This is a genomic window from Geodermatophilus sp. SYSU D00879 (genome assembly GCF_054050375.1).
Window position 1 is genome coordinate 1 of the sequence record NZ_JBJGZF010000017.1, and the last position, 18052, is coordinate 18052.

Below are 18052 nucleotides of genomic sequence, written 5' to 3' on the forward strand. Positions count from 1 at the left end.
CCGTCGCCGGCTCAGGCCACGCCGGCCGGGCGGAACTGGACGCTCACGCGTGGCCCGACGGGCCTGCTGGTCTTGGGGATGCAGTGCTCCCAGGTGCGCTGGCAGGAGCCACCCATCACCACCAGGTCCCCGTGCCCCAGCGGGAAGCGGAGGGTCTCGCCGCCACCGCCGGCCGGGCGCAGGAGGAGCGGCCGCGGCGACCCGAAGGAGACGATCGCCACCAGCGTGTCCTCCGTGCGGCTCCGGCCCAGGCGGTCGCCGTGCCAGGCCACGCTGTCCCGGCCGTCCCGGTACAGACACATGCCGGCGGTGACGAACGGCTCACCGAGCTCGGGCGCGTAGTGCGCGTCGAGCGCGGCCCGGGCCTGGGTCAGGAGCGGGTGCGGCAGCGTCTCGCCGCGCCCGTACCAGCGGAGCAGCCGCGGGACGGCGACCTCGCGGTCGTACATCTGCCGCCGGTCGGCCCGCCAGCCGATGTCGCCGAGCAGCACCTCGAGCACCTCGTCGGACCCGCTCACCCATCCCGGCAGGTGGTCGACCCACGCGCCCCTGCTGAGTACGTGCCGCCGCACCCGGCCCCGGAGCGGGGTGAGCGCGGCCTCCTCGGCGACGTCGAACATCGACGGCTGGTGCGCGAGCGTCATGCGGGCAGGCTAGCGGAGATCGAACGTGTGTACGAGTCCCCGCTAGGCGGTGAGCGCGAGCGCGAAGGGCAGGACGCGGGAGGCGCCCGCCAGCCGCAGCTCCCGCCCGGCGACGGTCATGGTCCAGCGCGAGTCGGCGAGGTCGTCGACGAGCAGCACCGGCACCGGCCCCAGCTCGCCGAGTCGCGACCGCAGCTCCGGCCCGACGACGATCCGCTGCCACACCCCCGCGAGCCGGAAGGCGCTGTTCCCGCCCGGGCCCCCGGTCGGCCCGCCGTGCGCCAGCGAGAGCTCTCCCAGGTACGGCAGCCGCCCCACGCGGGCAAGGCCCTGCGCCACCCCGGTCACCAGCCGCGGACGGCGGCGCGACGGGACCGCGACCACCGCCGCCGGCCGCTCGGCCCAGTCCCAGGCGCCGAGCACGCGGGCGCAGGCGCGGAGCAGGTCCTCGTCCGGCGGGACGTCGGACACCGAGCGCTGCGCCGGGACGTCGAAGGCGGCGTCCGGGTCCTCCTCGATGCCGGGCGCCTCGAGGTCGAGGGTCACCGTGCCGCCGACGCCGTCGTCGCCGAGCAGGGTGCGCAGCCGCTGCCCCCACCCCAGGTCGGTCAGCCGGGCGACGGCCCGGCCCGGGTCCACCTGCTCGCCCGCCGCGATCTTCCCCTTCACCTCGACGCCGAGCCGGTCGGCGCCGGTGGGCCACTGCGCGCGCGGGGCGAGCTCCACGCCGGGGCGGTCGAGGGCCGCCGAGGCGGCTGCGGCCGCGCCCTCCGGGACGTCGGTCGGGTACCAGGGGCCGGCGCAGACGTCGCAGCGGCCGCACGGGGCGGCGGTCGGGTCGTCGAGCGCCTCCTGGAGGAAGGCCATGCGGCAGCGCGCCTCGTCGACGGGCTTCGCGTAGGCGATCATCGCCCGCTGCTCGGCCTCCCGGGTGCGGGCGACGCGGGCGTAGCGGTCGGCGTCGTAGACCCACGGGCGGCCGGTGGACCGCCAGCCACCCTGCACCCGCTCCACCGCGCCGTCGACGGCGAGCACCTTCAGCAGCAGCTCGAGCCGGGAGCGGCGGACGTCGGCCACGGTCTCCAGCCGGGCCACCGACCACGCCTTCCCGTCGGCCATCGCGGACAGGACGGCGGCGGCGTGGTCCTCGCGCGGCATGGAGGACGTGGCGAACCACTGCCAGATGGCGAGGTCCTCCGGGCCGGGCAGGAGCAGCACGTCGGCGTGCTCGACGGCGCGGCCGGCGCGGCCCACCTGCTGGTAGTAGCTGACCGGCGACGACGGCGCCCCGAGGTGGACGACGAAGCCGAGGTCAGGCTTGTCGAAGCCCATGCCCAGCGCCGAGGTGGCGACCAGCGCCTTCACCCGGTTCTCCCGCAGCGCCTCCTCGGCCTCCTTGCGGTCGGCGTCGTCGAGGCGGCCGGTGTAGGCGCGCACGTCGTGCCCGGCGTCGCGCAGCAGCCCCGCCGTCTCCTCGGCGGCGGCGACGGTGAGCGTGTAGACGATGCCGCTGCCCGGCAGGTCGCCGAGGTGGGCGGCGAGCCACGCCAGCCGCGCGCGGTCGGTGGGCAGCCGCAGGACGCCCAGGCGCAGCGAGTCGCGGGCCAGCGGGCCCCGGACCGTCGTCACCCCGACGCCGCCGGCACCCAGCTGCTCGGCGACGTCGGCGACGACGCGCTCGTTGGCCGTGGCGGTGGTCGCGAGGACGGGCGTGCCGGCCGGCAGGGTGCCGAGCAGGTCGCGGATGCGGCGGTAGTCGGGGCGGAAGTCGTGGCCCCAGTCGGAGACGCAGTGCGCCTCGTCGACGACCAGCAGGCCGCAGCGGGCGACCAGGCCGGGCAGCTGCTCCTCCCGGAAGCGCGGGTTGGTCAGCCGCTCCGGGGAGACGAGCAGGACGTCGACGTCGTCGGCCGCCAGGGCCGCGGCGACGTCGTCCCACTCGGTGGCGTTGGCGCTGGAGATCTCGACCGCGCGGATGCCGGCGCGGGCCGCGGCGGCCACCTGGTCGCGCATCAACGCGAGCAACGGGCTGACCAGCAGGGTGGGGCCGGCGCCGCGGCGGCGCAGGAGCGCGGTGGAGACGAAGTACACCGCCGACTTGCCCCAGCCGGTGCGCTGCACGACCAGCGCGCGCTCGGACCGCTCGACCAGCGCGGCGACGGCGGCGTCCTGCCCCTCGCGGAACACCGCGTCGGGCCGGCCGGTCAGTTCCCGGAGGACGTCGAGGGCCTCGGTGGCGAGGTCGGCGGACGGCGCGGCGGTGGTCATGGCACCCGACAGTAGGTGCGTCCCCCGACAGCGGGACCGTGTGAGCGGGACCTGGGGACGACGGGCAGGATGGGGACGATGCGACCGCCGGACAACCACGTGCACACCGGGTGGTCGTGGGACACCCCCAGCAGTGTGACGATGGCCCGCGCCTGCGAGCAGGCCGTGGCGCAGGGGTTGCCGGCGATCGCCTTCACCGAGCACCTCGACTTCACCGTGTGGGGCCCCGACGACCGGGCCACCACGCTGGGCCTGGTCGACCGGCACGCCTCGCGGCACGAGCCGATCGACGCCGAGGGCTACTGGGCCGAGCTCACCGAGGTCCGCGAGCGGTTCCCCGAGCTGCGCATCTGGTCCGGCGTCGAGGCCGGCGAGCCGCACCTGTTCGAGTCCAGCGTCGCCGCCCACCTGGCCGGCGCGCCCGTCGACCGGATCCTGGGGTCGCTGCACTCGCTGCACCACGAGGGCCGGCTCTACGGCGTCGGGCAGCTGCTCTACTCCGACGCCGACGGCACCATGCGCCGATACCTGGCCGAGGTCGTCGACATGGTGGAGAGCAGCGACGTCTTCCAGGTGCTCGCGCACGTGGACTTCCCGCGGCGGTACTGGCCCGGCGGCTCACACCGGTACGTGGAGAAGGACTACGAGGAGGAGTACCGGGCGGTGTTCCGCGCGCTGGCCGGCACCGGCCGGGCGCTGGAGGTCAACACCAGCAGCCCGCTGGCCTCGGTGGACCAGGTGCGCTGGTTCCGCGAGGAGGGCGGCGAGGCGGTCAGCTTCGGCAGCGACGCCCACCAGCCCGGCGCGGTGGGGCAGCGCTTCGACCTCGCCGTCGACGTCGTCGAGGCCGCCGGGTTCCGGCCCGGGCGGGACCGCTTCGACTTCTGGCGCCGCTGAGCTCAGCCGGCCGCCCGGTCGAGGGCGGCGCGGTAGACCCGAGGGAGCGCGACAGGGGCGATCAGGCCCTGGGCCAGCAGCACCGCCCGCCCGCGCAACCCCCGGCCGCCACTGTGGCGCCACGTCACGTCGACGTGGCTGCCGCCGCCGTGCCGCGGGGTGATCCGGACCTCGCCGGTGCCGCGGTCGCAGTGGTCGCTGTCCAGCAGCGTCCAGGTGACCCGGTCGGGGTCCGGCCACTCGTAGCGCAGCAGCACCCAGAAGGGGACCCCGGCGCTGCCCTCGCGCAGCACGGCCCAGCCCTCGCCCCGCTCGCGGACCTCGTACCTCGCCGGGTCGAGGGTCTTCGACCACACCTCCAGCCGCCGGTCGCCGACGTCGGTGAACGCCTCGCGGACCTGGGCAGGGGTGGCGCGGGTGTCGAAGCCGAAGCGGACGCGCATCACCGTCTCCTCCCGGGCGCCCCCGCTCCTCCCCGGAGTGTCCCGCCGGCCGGAGGTCCCGCGGGGGGCACGAGGTCCCGACAACTACTTCACCGCTAAGAGAAACGCCGCTAGGGTCGCCGGGGTGACGTCCCGCCGCGTGGTGATCGCCCTCGGGGGCAACGCCATGACCGGGCCCGACGGCTCGGCCACCCCCCAAGCCCAGCGGACCGCGATCCGCGAGGCGGCCGGCCACGTCGCCGAGGTGGTGGCCGCCGGGGTCGAGGTGGTGCTCACCCACGGCAACGGCCCGCAGGTGGGCAACCTGCTGGTCAAGAACGAGCTCGCGGCGCACGTCGTGCCGCCGGTGCCGCTGGACTGGAACGTCGCGCAGACGCAGGCGACCATCGCCTTCACCGTCGCCGACGAGCTGGACGCGGCCCTCGCCGCCCGGGGGCTGCCCCAGCGCACCGCCGGGCTGGTCACGCGCACCCTGGTCGACGCCGACGACCCGCACTTCCGCGAGCCGTCGAAGCCGGTCGGCCGCTTCCTCCCGCGCGAGGAGGCCGAGCGGTTCATCTGCCTCGGCCAGGTCTGGGAGGACCGCGGCCCGCGGGGCTGGCGGCGGGTGGTGGCCTCGCCCGAGCCGCGGTCGGTCGTCGACTCCCCCGCGATCCACGCCCTCGCCGCGGCCGGCTTCGTCGTCGTCTGCGCCGGCGGCGGAGGCATCCCGGTGACCGACGACGGCTGTGCCGGTGCCCCTCTGCGGGGCGTCGAGGCCGTCATCGACAAGGACCTCACCGCCGCCGTCCTGGCGCGCGACCTGGACGCCGACACCCTGGTGATCGCCACCGACGTCCCGAACGTGATGGTCGACTTCGGGACGCCGTCGCAACGCCCGCTCGGCCGGGTCACGGTGGCCGAGCTCCGCGCGCACGCCGCCGACGGCCAGTTCGCCCGGGGCTCCATGGGCCCCAAGGTCGAGGCCGTCCTGCGCTTCGTGGAGGGCGGCGGCGAGCGCGCCGTCGTCACCTCGCTGGAGAACATCGCCGACGCCGTCACCGGGGACGCCGTCGGCACCGTGCTCACCGCCGCATAGCGCCCCACAGAGAAGAGGAACAGGTGCCCGCACCGATCGAGGTCCGCAAGGTCCCGCTGCACAACGTGAGCGACGCCAGCGAGCTGGCCAGGCTCATCGACGACGGCGTCATGGAGGCCGACCGGGTCGTCGCCGTCATCGGCAAGACCGAGGGCAACGGCGGCGTCAACGACTACACCCGGATCATCGCCGACCGCGCCTTCCGCGAGGTGCTGCTGGAGAAGGGCAGCCGGTCGAAGGAGGAGGTCGCGCAGATCCCGATCGTGTGGTCCGGCGGCACCGACGGCGTCATCAGCCCGCACGCCACGATCTTCGCGACGCTGCCCGAGGACGCCGTCGAGAAGACCGACGAGCCGCGGCTGACCGTGGGCTACGCGATGAGCGACGTCCTGCTGCCCGAGGACATCGGCCGCATCTCGATGGTGGAGAAGGTCGCCGAGGGCGTGCGCCGCGCGATGGAGGCGGCCGGCATCACCGACCCGGCCGACGTCCACTACGTACAGACCAAGACGCCCCTGCTGACCATCGAGACCATCCGCGACGCGAAGAACCGCGGCAAGGACACGTACTACGACGAGCCGCACGGCTCGATGGACCTGTCCAACGGCACGACGGCGCTCGGCATCGCGGTGGCGCTCGGTGAGATCGAGATGCCGGAGCAGGAGCAGGTCATGCGCGACCTGTCCCTGTACAGCGCCGTCGCGTCCTGCTCGTCGGGCGTGGAGCTGGACCGGGCGCAGATCGTCGTCGTCGGCAACGCCCGCGGGCACGGTGGGAGCTACCGCATCGGCCACTCGGTGATGAAGGACGCCCTCGACCAGGACGGCATCTGGGACGCCATCCGCCAGGCCGGGCTCGACCTGCCCGAGCGGCCGCACGTCAGCGACCTCGGCGACCGGCTGGTCAACGTCTTCCTCAAGTGCGAGGCCGACCCGACCGGCTACGTCCGCGGCCGGCGCAACGCGATGCTCGATGACTCCGACGTCTTCTGGCACCGGCAGATCAAGGCCACGGTCGGCGGTGTCGCGGCGTCGGTGACCGGCGACCCGGCGGTGTTCGTCTCGGTGGCCGCGGTGCACCAGGGCCCCTCCGGCGGCGGCCCGGTCGCCGCGATCGTCAAGGCCTGAGGCCCGGGCGGGACCCGCAGGGCGCTCCCCCGCGGGTCCCGCTCACGGCAGGATCGCGTCCACGTACCGCCGTCGACGCGCAGCGCGCCGCCCGTCGTGGCCGACGCCAGCGGCGAGGCGAGGTGGACGCACGTGTGCGCGATCTCCCCGGGCTCGATGAGCCGCTGCAGCAGCGAGGCCGGGCGGTGCTCGCGCACGAACCGCCGCTGCGCCTCGTCCCACGGCAGGTCGCGGCCCACGAGCGAGTGGACGAACTCCTCGACGCCGCCGGTGTGCGTGGGCCGGGCGATCACCGAGTTCACCGGCACCCCGGACCCGGCCGCCTCCGCAGGCGTTGCCGCGGGAGACCGCGAGCAGCGCCGTCCTGGTGACGCCGTGGTGGACCATCTCGGCCGGGAGGGCGAACGCGGAGTCGCCGGCGACGTACTGCACCCGGCCCCAGCCGCGCTCGCGCATCCCGGGCAGGTGGGCGCGGGTGAGCCGCACGGCGGTGAGCACGTTCGTCTCGTAGTGGCTCGGCGCCGGGGGACGGCTCCCCGACGACGTCGCGGACCACCGCCCCGTCCTCGGCCGCGCCGGCCCGGTCGGCGACCGGCAACGGCTGCCGGGGTCACCGGTCGAGGACGGCCAGGAAGGCCGGCGGGACGGCGTCGACCAGCCAGACGCCGTTGGCCGACCGGGTGAACACCGCCCCGGTTGCGGCCACCCCGGCCGCGTCGACGCGGAGGACGGCGGCGCGGCCCCGGCGCTCCCCGACCCTCCGGGCGGTCGCCTCGTCGGGGCTCAGGTGCACCGCGTGCCGGCGGCCCGGCCGCAGCCCCTCGGCGAGGATCGACGGCAGGTGGCGCACCGGCGTGCCGTGGAACAGCACGGCCGGCGGCGGCTCGGCCGCGTACCCGAGCGCGACCGGCACGCTGTGCCCCTGGCTCGCGCGGATGCGCGTGCGGCCCGGGTCGTAGGCGAAGCGCCGCTTGTCGTTCCCGGCGACGACGCGGTCGAGGCCCCCGCGCGTCAGCGGCATCCCGTGCGCGGCGAGAGCGGCCAGCAGCACGTCGACGTCGACCCAGCCGGCCTCGTCGAGGGTGATGCCGACGCTGTCGGGCCGGTGCCGCAGGACGTAGGCCAACCGCTTGCTCACCCCGACGGCGTCCACGGTCCGACGGTGCCCACGACCGACCCCGGGACACGGACACCCGTTCGTGATCTCGCCGTTTCCCCTGGATGGGGGTCGGGTAGAGGCGCATCCTGATCATTCGACGAGTGAAGTGGGCCAAGCCAATGGACACGGATCATCGCGAGGGTCGCGGGGGACTCGTGGGCGCCGTCCGGGGCGCGTTGGAGCAGTTCATGGCTCTGACGGGCCTCGAACCCGTCGCCACCACCGGCGTGCGCCGGGACGGCGACGGGTGGTCCGTGCTGGTCGACGTCGTCGAACTCGAGCGCATCCCCTCCACGACGAGCGTCATGGCGACCTACCGGGTCGACATGGACGGCTCCGGCACGCTGACCGGGTTCGAGCGGCTGCGCCGCTTCAGCCGCGGCCAGGTGGACCAGGCATGAGCGGACCCGTCGCCCGCCGTCAGGTCGGCGTCGGCAGCGGAGCGCTCGGCCGGCAGCCCGACTCGCTGGCGGACGTGCTCGAGCGCGTGCTCGACAAGGGCATCGTCATCGCCGGAGACATCGTCGTGAACATCCTCGACATCGAGCTCCTGACCCTCAAGCTGCGCCTGTTCGTCTCCTCCGCGGAGACCGCCCGCGAGATGGGCCTGGACTGGTGGAGCCACGACCCGTTCTTCTCCGGCCGGCCCGCGCCGGCCGTCGAGGACGGCGAGCGCGACGACGGCGAGGTCGCCGCGCTGCGGGCACGCGTCGCCGAGCTGGAGGACCTGGTCCGCCGGCAGGGCCTCGAGGCGGGCCCGGCGGCGACGGACCAGACGACAGACCAGGCGACGGACCAGGCGACGGAGCGGCGGGAGGCCGAGCAGCCGTGACCGGTCCCGACGTCCCCGACCGCCTCACCCTGGTCGCCCGCGAGCTGGGCCCCGAGGTGCTGGCGGACGCGGTCGTCCGGGGCCGCGAGCTGGCGGTCGAGCGGCTGGCCGGCCTGCTCGCCGACGCCCTGGTGGCGGAGGTCCTCGCCGGCCGGGCCGCGGGTGCGGCCCCCACGCCGGCCGCGGCCGCACGCCCGGAGCCCGCTGCGCCGCCCGAGCCCACGCCGCCGCCCGAGCCCGCGCCGCCGGCCGGGTCGGCACCGCCTCCCGTGCCCCCGCCGCGGACCGACGCGGTCCCGCTGCCGGACGAGGTGCTGTACGCCTTCGCGCTGACCCGCGCCGACCTCCCCGTGCCCGCGGACCTGCCCGGCGCCCCCGACGGCGGGCGCCCCCTCGAGCTGGTCACCGACGGCGACCTCGGGCTGCTCGTGCGCCGCGTGCCCCGGGCCGACCTGGAGGTCGACCCCGACGACCTGTCCGAGGGCGGGCGCCTGGCGCTGCTGGCCCGCGGCCACGACGCCGTCGTCCGGGCCGCCGTCGCCGCCGGCCCGCTGCTGCCGCTGCGGCTGGGCACCGCCGTCCCCGACGCGGCGGCCGCCCGCCGCCTCCTGGCCGAGCACGCCGCCGTCGCCCGCGAGCAGCTGACCCGCATCGGCGACGCCCGCGAGTGGGGCGTCCGGCTGGTCCGCCCGGCCGACGGCGAGGAGGCCGGCGACGGCGGGGCCCGGCCCGACCGCGAGGAGCTGACCGGCACCGCGTACCTGGCCCAGCGCCGGCAGGCGCTGCGCGCGCGGGACGAGGCCGCCCGCGACGCCGCCCGGGCGGCCGACCGGCTCGAGCAGGTGCTGGACCCGCACGTCCGGGAGTGCCTGCACCGCGGCGCCGCGCCGGCGTCCGGGCTGCTGCTCGACCTCGCCTGCCTGGTGGTGCCCGACGCCGAGGAGGCGTTCCTCGCCGCGGTCGGGGAGCTCCGGACCGAGCTCGAGGACGACGGACTCGCGCTGGAGGTGAGTGGCCCCTGGCCGCCGTACTCCTTCGCCGCGCTGACCGCGGAGGGCCACGGTGGCTGAGCGGACCGGGATCCTCGGCGGGGACACCCGGGGCACGAGCCTGGTCGAGCTGCTCGACCGGGTGCTGCAGCGCGGCGCCTACGTCGGCGGGGACGTCGTCATCACCCTGGCCGGCATCGACCTGGTCCGGCTGGACCTGCGCCTGCTGCTCACCGCCGTCCAGCCGCGCGAACCCCAGCCGGTAGCGGCGGAGGTCGTCCGGTGACCGACCCCGACCTCCCGCCACCGCAGCGGAGGGCACCGTCCGGCGCCGCGCGCCGCCTCGAGGGCAGCGGCGAGGAGGTCGGCCGCTCGCTGGGGCGGCTGGTCGTGTCCCTGCTGGAGGTCGTCCGCCAGGTCGTCGAGCGCCAGGCGCTGCGGCGGGTGGACGCCGGCGACCTCACCGACGCCCAGGTCGAGCAGCTCGGCCGGGCACTGATCGACCTGGAGGCCACCTTCGACGAGCTGATCGACGCGTTCGGCGTCGTCCCCGAGGACCTGTACCTGCCCCTCGACCTCACCGCGCTGGCGCGCGGTGGCACCACGGGCACCCGAGCACGGCCCCCTGACCCCGACCCGAGCAGGAGACAGCCATGACCATGTCCACGTCCTCCGTCAACCGCGCCCCCCGGCCCAGCGGCCTCGCGGACGTCCTCGACGTCGTCCTCGACAAGGGGATCGTCATCGACGCGTACGTGCGCGTGGCGCTGGTGGGCATCGAGTTGCTCACCATCGACGCGCGGATCGTCATCGCCAGCGTCGACACGTACCTGCGCTTCGCCGAGGCGGTCAACCGGCTGGACCTGCAGCCGCAGGACCAGGTCGCGGGCCTGCCCGGCCTCATCCGCGAGGTCACCCAGGGCGGGCCGAAGTCGGCGACGAAAGGAGCCCTGAGCGGCGCCCGGGAGACCGCCCAGGACGTCATCGGCTCCCTCACCGGCCGCGACCGGAACCGCGAGGAGGAGGGCGACGGCGGCTCGCGCGGCGGCGGCGAGCGCGGTGCCCCGGCGTCGCGGCGGCCGCAGAACCGGAGCTGACGGTGCTGCTGGTCCACGGCGTCGTCCGCGAGTCGGACGCCGCCGCCGTCGGCCGGGTGCCGCCCGGCCGGCTGCAGCAGCCGCGCGCGGTCGTCGCGGGTCCGCTGGCGGCGGTGGTGTCCGACGCGCCGGACGGCGACCTGGTGGGCGACGACGCCGTCGCGCACCTCGACCTGCTGGTGACCCTGGTCGTGACCGTCCCGGTGCTGCCGTTGCCGTTCGGGACCGTCGCGCCCGACGAGGACGCGGTCCGGGCCGAGGTGCTCGAGCCGTCGGCCGACGAGCTGACCCAGCGTCTGGACGCCGTGACCGACCTCGTCGAGCTGCGCCTGGACCTCGACTTCGACACCGACGCCTCGGTCGCCGCGGTGAGCCGCGACGACCCGGACATCGCGCGGCTCGCCGCGCGCGCCCGGGTGCCGGGGGCCTCGCTGGCCGACCGGATGGCGGTGGGCGAGGCGGTGGCCGCGCGCGTCGCCGACCGGCAGGCCGAGCTCGCCGCCACCTGGACGCGGGAGCTCTCGGGGGTGGCCGAGCAGTCGCGCGAGCTGCACGTCGACGAGCAGGTGTCGCGGACGGCGTACCTGGTCCGGCGCGGCCGGCTCGACGACGCCGACGCGGCGGTCGCCCGGCTGCGCGAGGCCGCCGCCGGCAGCGCGAGCGTCGAGTACGTGGGCCCGATGCCCGTCTACAGCTTCCTCGACGACGTGGTCGTGGGTTCGCAGCCCACACCCCGTTCGCGATGGGGGTGGTGAGGGAAAGCAGCACACCGTCGGTACGGGGGCCGGCGGCAGTCGATCGAGCAGTTGCACCGGGGACCGGGTCCCCGGGCGGAGAAGAGGATCACTGTGACCGAGAGTCCCGCCCCATCCGTGCTCAAGCTGGGAGCCGCCACGCTCGGTGGCTACCTGCTGGGCCGCATGAAGAAGGGCCGAGCCGCACTCAGTTTCGCCATGTGGGTCGCCGGCTCGCAGTCCGCCCTGGACCCCAAGCGCCTGCTGCGCGAGGCCCTCCTGTCCGTCGCCAGCAGCAACGAGGCCAAGGAGCTGCTGACCCAGCTGCGCGGTCCCCTGCTGCAGGCCGGCAGGAGCGCGGCGACGGCCACCTTCGACACCCAGCTCGCGGCGCTGACCAAGGCGCTCGAGCAGCGCACGGCCGCGCTGAACGAGAAGGCCGGGAAGGCCGTCGACACCGTGGGTGAGGCGGCGCTCAAGGCCACCGACACCGCGGGCGAGGCCGCCTCCACGGCCACCGACACCGCCGGCAAGGCGGCCGGCGCGGCCGGTGGCGCCGCGGGTGGCGCTGCCGAGTCCGGCGCCGGCGTCCTCCGCCGTGGCCTCCGGGCGATCACCGGCAAGGGCAAGGGCAAGGAGGACGAGGAGCAGGAGGACACCGACAAGGCCGCGGAGGCGGAGGAGGACACCGCCGAGGACCAGGGTGCCGAGGACCAGGGCGCCGAGGACCAGGACACCGAGGGCCAGGACACCGCCGAGGACACCGCCGAGGACGAGGGCGCCGAGGACCAGGGTGCCGAGGGCCAGGACACCGAGGGCCAGGACACCGAGGGCCAGGACACCGCCGAGGACACCGCCGAGGACGAGGGCGCCGAGGACACCGCCGAGGACCAGGACACCGGCACCGCCGAGGGCCAGGGCGCCGAGGACGAGGAGTCCGAGAACGAGGGGTCCGAGGACGAGGACGTCCCCGACGACCGGGCCGAGGAGGACACCGGCGCGGCCGAGGACGAGGCGGAGTCCGGCGAGGACACCGGCGAGGACACCGGTGAGGACACCGAGTCCGACGAGGACGAGGGCGACGACCTCAGCGCCGAGGACGAGACCTCGGACGAGGACGAGTCCGACGAGGACACCGACGAGGACGACTACGAGGACGAGGACTCCTACGACGACGAGGAGGACGACGAGGCGGAGGACGAGGCGGAGGACGAGGGCGACGAGGACCTCACCGCCGAGGACGACACCGCCGACGAGGACGAGGAGTCCGACGAGGACACCGACGAGATCACCGACGAGGGCGAGGAGGGCGCGACCGCCGAGGACGACACCTCGGTCGAGGACACGTCCGGTGAGGACGAGTCCGAGGACGAGACGTCCGACGAGGGCAGCGACCGCACGCCCGACCCGGGTCACGCCGACATCGACGTCGACCCCGGCCAGGCCGGCGGCTCGCCCGGTGGCGACACGGACGGCGGCGACACCGACAGCGCCGCCGGGGGGACCGCCGGCGGGGGCAACGCCTCGCAGGACCTCGGGGGCGACGAGGGCGACGAGGGCGACGACGGGGAGCAGCAGGAGACCCCGCTGCCGCCGCGGCGTGCCGCCCGTCGTCCGCAGAGCCGTCAGGGCCGGGGGGACCGGGCACAGGGCGACCGGGCGCAGTCCTCGGAGGCTCCTCGCAGGCGGCCGCGCCCGAGCGGCGAGGCCGCGTCCGGCGGCGGCCAGGAGGCGGCCGGCCGTGACGAGGCCCGTCAGACCGAGGCCGAACCGGCACGCCGCGCCCGGCCCCAGGGCCGCACTCCCCGTCGTCCGCGCACGGAAGGAACCCGCGCATGACCAGCACCGAGAACCAGGAGAGCCAGGAGACCGGCGGCGGCGGAGGTGGCGGGGGCCTGCTCGGCGGGCTCGCCCACAACCCGGTGGTCAGCCGCCTCGGTGACGCGGCGAAGGACTACGCCAAGGCCCGCGCCACCGACGCGGTGAAGTCGCTCGGCAGCAAGGTCGGCGGCGTCACCGACAACCTCAAGGAGAAGGCCGAGGGCGGCGGCTTCGTCGCCCCCGCCGCGATGGGCGCCATCTCGCGCGTGGCCCAGGGCGACAGCCCGGCCAAGGCCGTGCTCGGCGGCGTGGGCACGGGCATCAAGGAGAAGGTCAAGGGCCTGTTCCGCAAGGGCGGCGGCGCCGGCGGCAACAAGAAGTTCGTCAACATCGTCGAGGACGTGTACGTCGGCGTCCCGGTGAACGTCGCCTACGACCAGTGGACGCAGTACCAGGAGTTCGCCAGCTTCATGAAGGGCGTCGACTCGGTCGACCAGGCCGACGAGGTGTCCAGCAACTGGCGGGTCAAGGTGTTCAAGTCCCGGCGGAACTGGAAGGCCACCGTCACCGAGCAGATCCCGGACCGGCGGATCGTGTGGACCACCGAGGGCGCCAAGGGCACGACCAAGGGCGTCATCACCTTCCACCCGCTGGCCGACGACCTCACCCAGGTGCTGCTGGTCATGGAGTACTACCCGCAGGGCCTGTTCGAGAAGACCGGCAACATCTGGCGGGCCCAGGGCCGCCGCGCCCGGCTGGACCTCAAGCACTTCCGGCGCTTCATCATGATGCGCGGCGAGGCGACCGGCAGCTGGCGTGGGGAGATCCGGGACGGCGAGGTGGTCCGCGGACCCGACGAGCCGGAGCCGGACGAGACCGGTGCCGAGTCGCCGGAAGAGGCCGAGGACCAGGGAGAGACCGGCTACGACGAGGAAGCCGGTTACGACGAGGAGTCCGAGGAGGAGGAAGCCGGCGAGGAGGGCGCCGAGGAGGAGCCCGAGGAGACCGAGGAGGAGACCCCGGAGGAGGCTCCCGAGGAGGAGCCGGCCCCTGCGGGCGCGCCCTCCGGCGACGGATCCGGGGACGGACCGCCGCAGCGACGACGGTCCCGGCGCCCCGCGCCGGCCGGGACCCGCTGAGAGGAGGAGACGATGTCCCAGACCGAGAACGGCGAGGTCCCCGCGTCGCTGCGTGAGGCGGCGGTCTCGCTCAGCGTCCGGGAGGAGGTCCTCGACGTCCTCCTGGAGAAGATCGAGAACGACCACTACCCGTCGGCGACGATGATGGACGACGTCGAGGCGCTCCTCACGCCGTGGCGCAAGCAGGAGTACGCGGAGATCCTGCTGGACAAGATCCGCCAGGACCGGTTCCCCAGCCGGTCGCTGATCCAGCGGCTGGTCCGCCTGTCCTGCTGAACCGACCGTCACCGGCCGGCGTCGGGGCCCTCACGGCACCCGGCGCCGGCCGGTGGCGTCTCCGCGGCCGGGTCCCCCCGACGGCCGCCAGGTCGAACGGCCGGGGCGACGGCCCGTTAGCGTCAGGGCACGCCGACGGAGCCGGAGAGGGTGCGGATGATCGACAAGCGGGTGGGGTCACTGGCCGACGCCGTCGCCGGCATCGATGACGGCGCGACCGTGCTCATCGGCGGGTTCGGCGCCTCCGGCGTCCCGGTGGAGCTGGTGCACGCGCTGCTCGACCAGGGGACCACCGACCTCACCGTCGTCACCAACAACGCCGGCTCGGGCGAGACCGACGTCGCGGCGCTGCTGCGCGAGCGGCGGGTGCGCAAGATCGTCTGCTCGTACCCGCGGTCGACCGGCTCGAAGTGGTTCGAGGAGCGCTGGCGCGCCGGCGAGGTGGAGCTCGAGCTCGTCCCGCAGGGCACGCTCAGCGAGCGGATGCGCGCCGCGGCCGCGGGCCTCGGCGGGTTCTTCACCCCGACCGGCGCCGACACCCGCCTCGCCGAGGGCAAGGAGGTGCGGGTGATCGACGGCCGCCGGCACGTCTTCGAGGAGCCCCTGCCCGGCGACGTCGCCCTGGTCCGGGCCGCGCGCGCCGACCGCTGGGGCAACCTCGTCTACCGCACCGCGGCGCGGAACTTCGGCCCGACGATGGCCGCGGCCGCCGCGCTGACCGTCGTCCAGGTGGACGAGTTCGTGGAACTGGGCGCGCTGGACCCGGAGGCCGTCGTGACGCCGGGGATCTTCGTGGACCGCGTCGTGGAGGTGGGCAGGGCGTGAGGCTGGACACGCGGGACGTCGCACGGCGGATCGCCCGGGACATCCCCGACGGCGCCTACGTCAACCTCGGCATCGGCCTGCCCACGCTGGTCGCCGACTGCGTCGGGGATGACAAGGAGGTCGTCTACCACTCGGAGAACGGCATCCTCGGGATGGGTCCCGCCCCGGCGCCGGGCGAGGAGGACCCCGAGCTGATCAACGCCGGCAAGCAGCCGGTGACCCTCCTGCCCGGCGGGGCGTTCTTCCACCACACCGACGCGTTCCTCATGATGCGCGGCGGCCACGTCGACGTGACCGTGCTCGGCGCCTTCCAGGTCTCCGAGCACGGTGACCTCGCCAACTGGGCGACCGACGACGCCACGCACCCGCCGGCGGTCGGCGGCGCGATGGACCTCGCCGTCGGCGCGAGGCGGGTGCTGGTCATGACGACGCACACGACCAAGGCCGGCGAGCCCAAGCTCGTGCCGCGCTGCACCTACCCGCTCACCGCCGCCGGCGTGGTCGACCGCGTCTACACCGATCTCGCCGTCCTCGACGTCACCGCCGAGGGGTTCCTGGTGCGCGAGATGGTGGCCGGGCTCAGCCGCGACGACCTGCAGGGCGTCACGGCCGCCCGGCTGTCCTTCGCCGACGACGTCGGGGTGCTGGTGCCGGGTCAGCGGGAGTAGTACTCCACGACCAGCTGCTCCTCGCACACCACCGGGACCTCCTCGCGGGCGGGCACGCGCTCCACCCGGGCGGTGAGGTCGGCCAGCCGCACCTCCAGGTAGGCCGGGGCGGTGGCGTGCGCGCCGGACGCGGCGACCTGGAACGGCTCCCGGGTCCGCGACCGCTCGGCGATCGAGACCCAGTCGCCCGGGCGCAGCCGGTAGGACGGGCGGTCCACCCGGCGGCCGTTGACCAGCACGTGCCGGTGGGTGACGAACTGGCGGGCCTGGTAGATGGTCCGCGCGAACCCGGCCCGCAGCACCGTGGCGTCCAGCCGCGACTCGAGGTCCTGGATCAGCGCCTCGCCGGTCTTGCCGCCGGTCCGCCGGGCCCGGTCGAACGCCCGGCGCAGCTGGGTCTCGCTGACGTCGTACTGCGCCCGCAGCCGCTGCTTCTCCAGCAGCCGGGTGGAGTAGTCGCTCTGCTGCTTGCGCTTGCGGCCGTGCTCGCCCGGCGGGTAGGGGCGGCGCTCGAAGTAGCTCACGGCCTTGGGGGTGAGCGGCAGGCCGAGCCGGCGGCTGAGCCGGACCTTGGGACGCGGGGTGTTCAACCGGACCTCCGTGGTCGAGTTAGGTTAGGTTCACCTTACCCGCATCCCGACGCCCGAGGTGATCGATGACCGCCGACCCCTCCCCCCGCGCCGGTTCGGGCACTCCCGGCACCTCCCGGCCCTCCCCCGCCGAGCGCGCCCGCACGGTGGCCGCCCGGGCCTCGGCGGCGCTGCACGCGGTCGGCGTCGGCGCGGTCGAGGTCACGGTCACCGGGACGACGGCGGCCGGGCAGGTGCTCGTCGTCGTCCCCGCGGACGGGCGCCTGGCGGCGGCGCTACGGACCTCGCCGCTGGGCGACCTGCCGGCGCGGCTGACCGTCACCGACCGCACGCCCTTCCCGGTGCAGCACCCGGTGCGCGGGCAGGTGGAGCTGTCCGGCTGGCTGACCCCGGTGCACCCGGCCGGCGTGCAGGCCGCGCTGCTGGACCTGGCCGACGTCCGGCCCTCGGACGCGCTGCTCGACGTCGGTCTGGGCGCGGTGCTGCTGCGCCTGGACCTCGCCGAGGTGCTGCTCACCGACGCCGGGACGTCGGCGGAGGTGGAGCCCGAGGACTTCGCGGACGCGCGGCCGGACCCGGTGAGCGCCGCGGAGTCCGGCCTCGCCGCCGCGCACGCCGGGGCGCTGGACACCCTGCTCGCCCGGGTGCGGGCCTGGGCGGGCCCGCGCGACGACGTCCGCCTGCTCGGGCTGGACCGGCACGGCGTGCGGTTCCGCGTCGAGGCACGGCGCTCCTGCTGCGACCTGCGCGTGCCGTTCCGCGCGCCGCTCACCGGCGGGGAGGGCCTGGCCGGCGCGCTGGACAGCCTGCTCGCCCGCGGCCCGGCCTGACGGCGTTCTACACGGAACGCGTCCGAGCGCCTACGGTACGCACATGTCGTTCCTCTCCCGGCTCACCGGTGGCGACCGCGAGGTCCCGGCCCTGCCCTACGACCCCGCCTCGGCCGAGGGGCTGGCCGCCCGCTGGGTGCAGTGGGTGGCCTCGATCGACAGCGACCGCGACCCGATCGAGGACGCCACCGGCGAGCACGCCGGCGTGAACCAGCCCGGCGACGTCTTCTTCCTGGCCGGCTCCTACGGGAAGGTCGTGCACCGCCGCTGCGTCGTCCCCGGCGGCCGCGACCTGTTCCTGCCGCTGTTCAACATCTGGACGCGCAAGGCCGAGGGGCCGCCGCTGCGCCTCCCCGACGCCTGGGGGGCGCTGCAGGTCGACGGCGCCGACGTCGAGCCGGTCGAGATCGGCACCCCGGTGCCCTTCTCCGTCACCGGGGCGCTGCTCAACCCGGTGACCCTGCGGCGCAAGCCGGTGCCCGTGGTGGTCTGGGGCTGGTGGGCCCGCGTGCCCGCACCCGCCCCGGGCAGCCACGTGCTGCGCGCGGTCGGCGGGGACGGGCACGGCTTCACCGTCGACGTCACCTGGTCCCTGGAGGTCGCCCCCGTCGGGGCGATCCACGGGGCCTAGGCCC

22 protein-coding genes and 1 pseudogene are annotated in these 18052 nt (G+C 75.5%); 17 read left to right on the top strand and 6 right to left on the bottom strand.

All coding sequences use genetic code 11. The features are described 5' to 3' along the window. Window positions 1-11: 11 nt before the first annotated feature. Together ACI79B_RS18800 and ACI79B_RS18805 are read right to left on the bottom strand one after the other, a co-directional pair. A complete protein-coding gene (locus ACI79B_RS18800; protein WP_456929684.1) occupies window positions 12-644 on the bottom strand; it encodes an alpha-ketoglutarate-dependent dioxygenase AlkB in 633 nt (210 codons plus the stop codon). Between the two features lie 42 nt (window positions 645-686). Next, entirely contained in the window at window positions 687-2912 is a 2226-nt protein-coding gene (locus tag ACI79B_RS18805; protein WP_456929685.1) for a RecQ family ATP-dependent DNA helicase, read from the bottom strand. Between the two features lie 78 nt (window positions 2913-2990). On the opposite strand from ACI79B_RS18805, the gene ACI79B_RS18810 reads away from it, so the two are divergent. Beyond that, window positions 2991-3809, top strand: coding sequence for a PHP domain-containing protein (locus ACI79B_RS18810; RefSeq protein WP_456929686.1), 819 nt, complete (start codon window positions 2991-2993; stop codon window positions 3807-3809). 2 nt (window positions 3810-3811) lie between these two features. Here the strand turns inward: ACI79B_RS18810 and ACI79B_RS18815 are convergent, their stop codons facing one another. Next, entirely contained in the window at window positions 3812-4252 is a 441-nt protein-coding gene (locus ACI79B_RS18815; RefSeq protein ID WP_456929687.1) for a hypothetical protein, read from the bottom strand. Window positions 4253-4376: 124 nt separating this feature from the next. Here ACI79B_RS18815 and ACI79B_RS18820 point away from each other — a divergent pair, with 124 nt between their 5' ends. Both ACI79B_RS18820 and bar read left to right on the top strand, forming a co-directional pair. After that, window positions 4377-5330, top strand: coding sequence for a carbamate kinase (locus ACI79B_RS18820; RefSeq protein ID WP_456929688.1), 954 nt, complete (start codon window positions 4377-4379; stop codon window positions 5328-5330). A gap of 23 nt (window positions 5331-5353) precedes the next feature. Continuing rightward, window positions 5354-6457 carry a barbiturase gene (gene bar, locus ACI79B_RS18825; protein WP_456929689.1) on the top strand — a complete coding sequence of 368 codons (1104 nt, stop codon included), beginning with the start codon at window positions 5354-5356 and terminating at the stop codon, window positions 6455-6457. A gap of 125 nt (window positions 6458-6582) precedes the next feature. Here the strand turns inward: bar and ACI79B_RS18830 are convergent. Together ACI79B_RS18830 and ACI79B_RS18835 are read right to left on the bottom strand one after the other, a co-directional pair. Then, window positions 6583-7071: pseudogene (locus ACI79B_RS18830) on the bottom strand (hypothetical protein); the annotation flags it as partial. Continuing rightward, the gene (locus ACI79B_RS18835) at window positions 7068-7610 is read right to left on the bottom strand and encodes an RNA 2'-phosphotransferase (RefSeq protein ID WP_456929690.1); all 543 of its coding nucleotides are present in this window, start codon (window positions 7608-7610) and stop codon (window positions 7068-7070) included. The pseudogene ACI79B_RS18830 and the gene ACI79B_RS18835, both read right to left, overlap by 4 nt. A 125-nt stretch (window positions 7611-7735) precedes the next feature. Between ACI79B_RS18835 and ACI79B_RS18840 the strand changes: the two genes are divergently transcribed. The 12 genes from ACI79B_RS18840 to ACI79B_RS18895 all read left to right on the top strand — a co-directional run bounded on the left by ACI79B_RS18840 (window position 7736) and on the right by ACI79B_RS18895 (window position 15997). Then, entirely contained in the window at window positions 7736-8017 is a 282-nt protein-coding gene (locus ACI79B_RS18840) for a gas vesicle protein GvpO (RefSeq protein ID WP_456929753.1), read from the top strand. Beyond that, window positions 8014-8448: a gas vesicle protein gene (locus ACI79B_RS18845; RefSeq protein WP_456929691.1), complete on the top strand. Its 435-nt coding sequence runs from the start codon at window positions 8014-8016 to the stop codon at window positions 8446-8448. Before ACI79B_RS18840 ends, ACI79B_RS18845 begins: the two co-directional genes overlap by 4 nt. Next, on the top strand, window positions 8445-9518 hold the full coding sequence (locus ACI79B_RS18850) for a GvpL/GvpF family gas vesicle protein (RefSeq protein WP_456929692.1): 1074 nt from the start codon (window positions 8445-8447) through the stop codon (window positions 9516-9518). The genes ACI79B_RS18845 and ACI79B_RS18850 overlap by 4 nt, the downstream gene beginning before the upstream one ends. Further along, the gene (gene gvpJ, locus ACI79B_RS18855) at window positions 9511-9723 is read left to right on the top strand and encodes a gas vesicle protein GvpJ (RefSeq protein WP_456929693.1); all 213 of its coding nucleotides are present in this window, start codon (window positions 9511-9513) and stop codon (window positions 9721-9723) included. The genes ACI79B_RS18850 and gvpJ overlap by 8 nt, the downstream gene beginning before the upstream one ends. Continuing rightward, the gene (locus ACI79B_RS18860) at window positions 9720-10094 is read left to right on the top strand and encodes a gas vesicle protein K (protein WP_456929694.1); all 375 of its coding nucleotides are present in this window, start codon (window positions 9720-9722) and stop codon (window positions 10092-10094) included. Before gvpJ ends, ACI79B_RS18860 begins: the two co-directional genes overlap by 4 nt. Further along, window positions 10091-10534, top strand: a complete 444-nt coding sequence (locus ACI79B_RS18865; protein ID WP_456929695.1) for a gas vesicle structural protein GvpA — start codon at window positions 10091-10093, stop codon at window positions 10532-10534. Before ACI79B_RS18860 ends, ACI79B_RS18865 begins: the two co-directional genes overlap by 4 nt. 2 nt (window positions 10535-10536) lie before the next feature. Continuing rightward, window positions 10537-11289: a GvpL/GvpF family gas vesicle protein gene (locus ACI79B_RS18870; RefSeq protein WP_456929696.1), complete on the top strand. Its 753-nt coding sequence runs from the start codon at window positions 10537-10539 to the stop codon at window positions 11287-11289. A gap of 93 nt (window positions 11290-11382) precedes the next feature. Further along, on the top strand, window positions 11383-13107 hold the full coding sequence (locus ACI79B_RS18875; RefSeq protein ID WP_456929697.1) for a hypothetical protein: 1725 nt from the start codon (window positions 11383-11385) through the stop codon (window positions 13105-13107). Next, window positions 13104-14228, top strand: a complete 1125-nt coding sequence (locus ACI79B_RS18880) for an SRPBCC family protein (RefSeq protein ID WP_456929698.1) — start codon at window positions 13104-13106, stop codon at window positions 14226-14228. The genes ACI79B_RS18875 and ACI79B_RS18880 overlap by 4 nt, the downstream gene beginning before the upstream one ends. Before the next feature lie 12 nt (window positions 14229-14240). Then, window positions 14241-14504: a hypothetical protein gene (locus ACI79B_RS18885; RefSeq protein ID WP_456929699.1), complete on the top strand. Its 264-nt coding sequence runs from the start codon at window positions 14241-14243 to the stop codon at window positions 14502-14504. 156 nt (window positions 14505-14660) lie between these two features. Next, entirely contained in the window at window positions 14661-15329 is a 669-nt protein-coding gene (locus ACI79B_RS18890; RefSeq protein WP_456929700.1) for a 3-oxoacid CoA-transferase subunit A, read from the top strand. Further along, window positions 15326-15997 (top strand): 3-oxoacid CoA-transferase subunit B, encoded by a 672-nt coding sequence (locus ACI79B_RS18895; RefSeq protein WP_456929701.1) that lies wholly within the window; start codon window positions 15326-15328, stop codon window positions 15995-15997. The genes ACI79B_RS18890 and ACI79B_RS18895 overlap by 4 nt, the downstream gene beginning before the upstream one ends. On the opposite strand, the gene rpsD is transcribed toward ACI79B_RS18895, so the two are convergent. Then, window positions 15985-16587, bottom strand: a complete 603-nt coding sequence (gene rpsD, locus ACI79B_RS18900) for a 30S ribosomal protein S4 (protein ID WP_456929702.1) — start codon at window positions 16585-16587, stop codon at window positions 15985-15987. The genes ACI79B_RS18895 and rpsD overlap by 13 nt on opposite strands. 65 nt (window positions 16588-16652) lie before the next feature. Between rpsD and ACI79B_RS18905 the strand changes: the two genes are divergently transcribed. Both ACI79B_RS18905 and ACI79B_RS18910 read left to right on the top strand, forming a co-directional pair. Continuing rightward, window positions 16653-17417, top strand: coding sequence for a DUF2470 domain-containing protein (locus ACI79B_RS18905; protein ID WP_456929703.1), 765 nt, complete (start codon window positions 16653-16655; stop codon window positions 17415-17417). A 43-nt stretch (window positions 17418-17460) separates the two neighbouring features. Beyond that, on the top strand, window positions 17461-18048 hold the full coding sequence (locus ACI79B_RS18910; protein WP_456929704.1) for a hypothetical protein: 588 nt from the start codon (window positions 17461-17463) through the stop codon (window positions 18046-18048). Window positions 18049-18052 lie beyond the last annotated feature (4 nt).

Bases quoted from the DNA above. Each gene is read 5' to 3' on its own strand.
- ACI79B_RS18800 (WP_456929684.1), bottom strand. From the start codon at position 644: ATGACGCTCGCGCACCAGCCGTCGATGTTCGACGTCGCCGAGGAGGCC.
- ACI79B_RS18805 (WP_456929685.1), bottom strand. From the start codon at position 2,912: ATGACCACCGCCGCGCCGTCCGCCGACCTCGCCACCGAGGCCCTCGAC.
- ACI79B_RS18810 (WP_456929686.1), top strand. From the start codon at position 2,991: ATGCGACCGCCGGACAACCACGTGCACACCGGGTGGTCGTGGGACACC.
- ACI79B_RS18815 (WP_456929687.1), bottom strand. From the start codon at position 4,252: ATGCGCGTCCGCTTCGGCTTCGACACCCGCGCCACCCCTGCCCAGGTC.
- ACI79B_RS18840 (WP_456929753.1), top strand. From the start codon at position 7,736: ATGGACACGGATCATCGCGAGGGTCGCGGGGGACTCGTGGGCGCCGTC.
- ACI79B_RS18845 (WP_456929691.1), top strand. From the start codon at position 8,014: ATGAGCGGACCCGTCGCCCGCCGTCAGGTCGGCGTCGGCAGCGGAGCG.
- ACI79B_RS18865 (WP_456929695.1), top strand. From the start codon at position 10,091: ATGACCATGTCCACGTCCTCCGTCAACCGCGCCCCCCGGCCCAGCGGC.
- ACI79B_RS18880 (WP_456929698.1), top strand. From the start codon at position 13,104: ATGACCAGCACCGAGAACCAGGAGAGCCAGGAGACCGGCGGCGGCGGA.
- ACI79B_RS18885 (WP_456929699.1), top strand. From the start codon at position 14,241: ATGTCCCAGACCGAGAACGGCGAGGTCCCCGCGTCGCTGCGTGAGGCG.
- ACI79B_RS18890 (WP_456929700.1), top strand. From the start codon at position 14,661: ATGATCGACAAGCGGGTGGGGTCACTGGCCGACGCCGTCGCCGGCATC.
- ACI79B_RS18905 (WP_456929703.1), top strand. From the start codon at position 16,653: ATGACCGCCGACCCCTCCCCCCGCGCCGGTTCGGGCACTCCCGGCACC.
- ACI79B_RS18910 (WP_456929704.1), top strand. From the start codon at position 17,461: ATGTCGTTCCTCTCCCGGCTCACCGGTGGCGACCGCGAGGTCCCGGCC.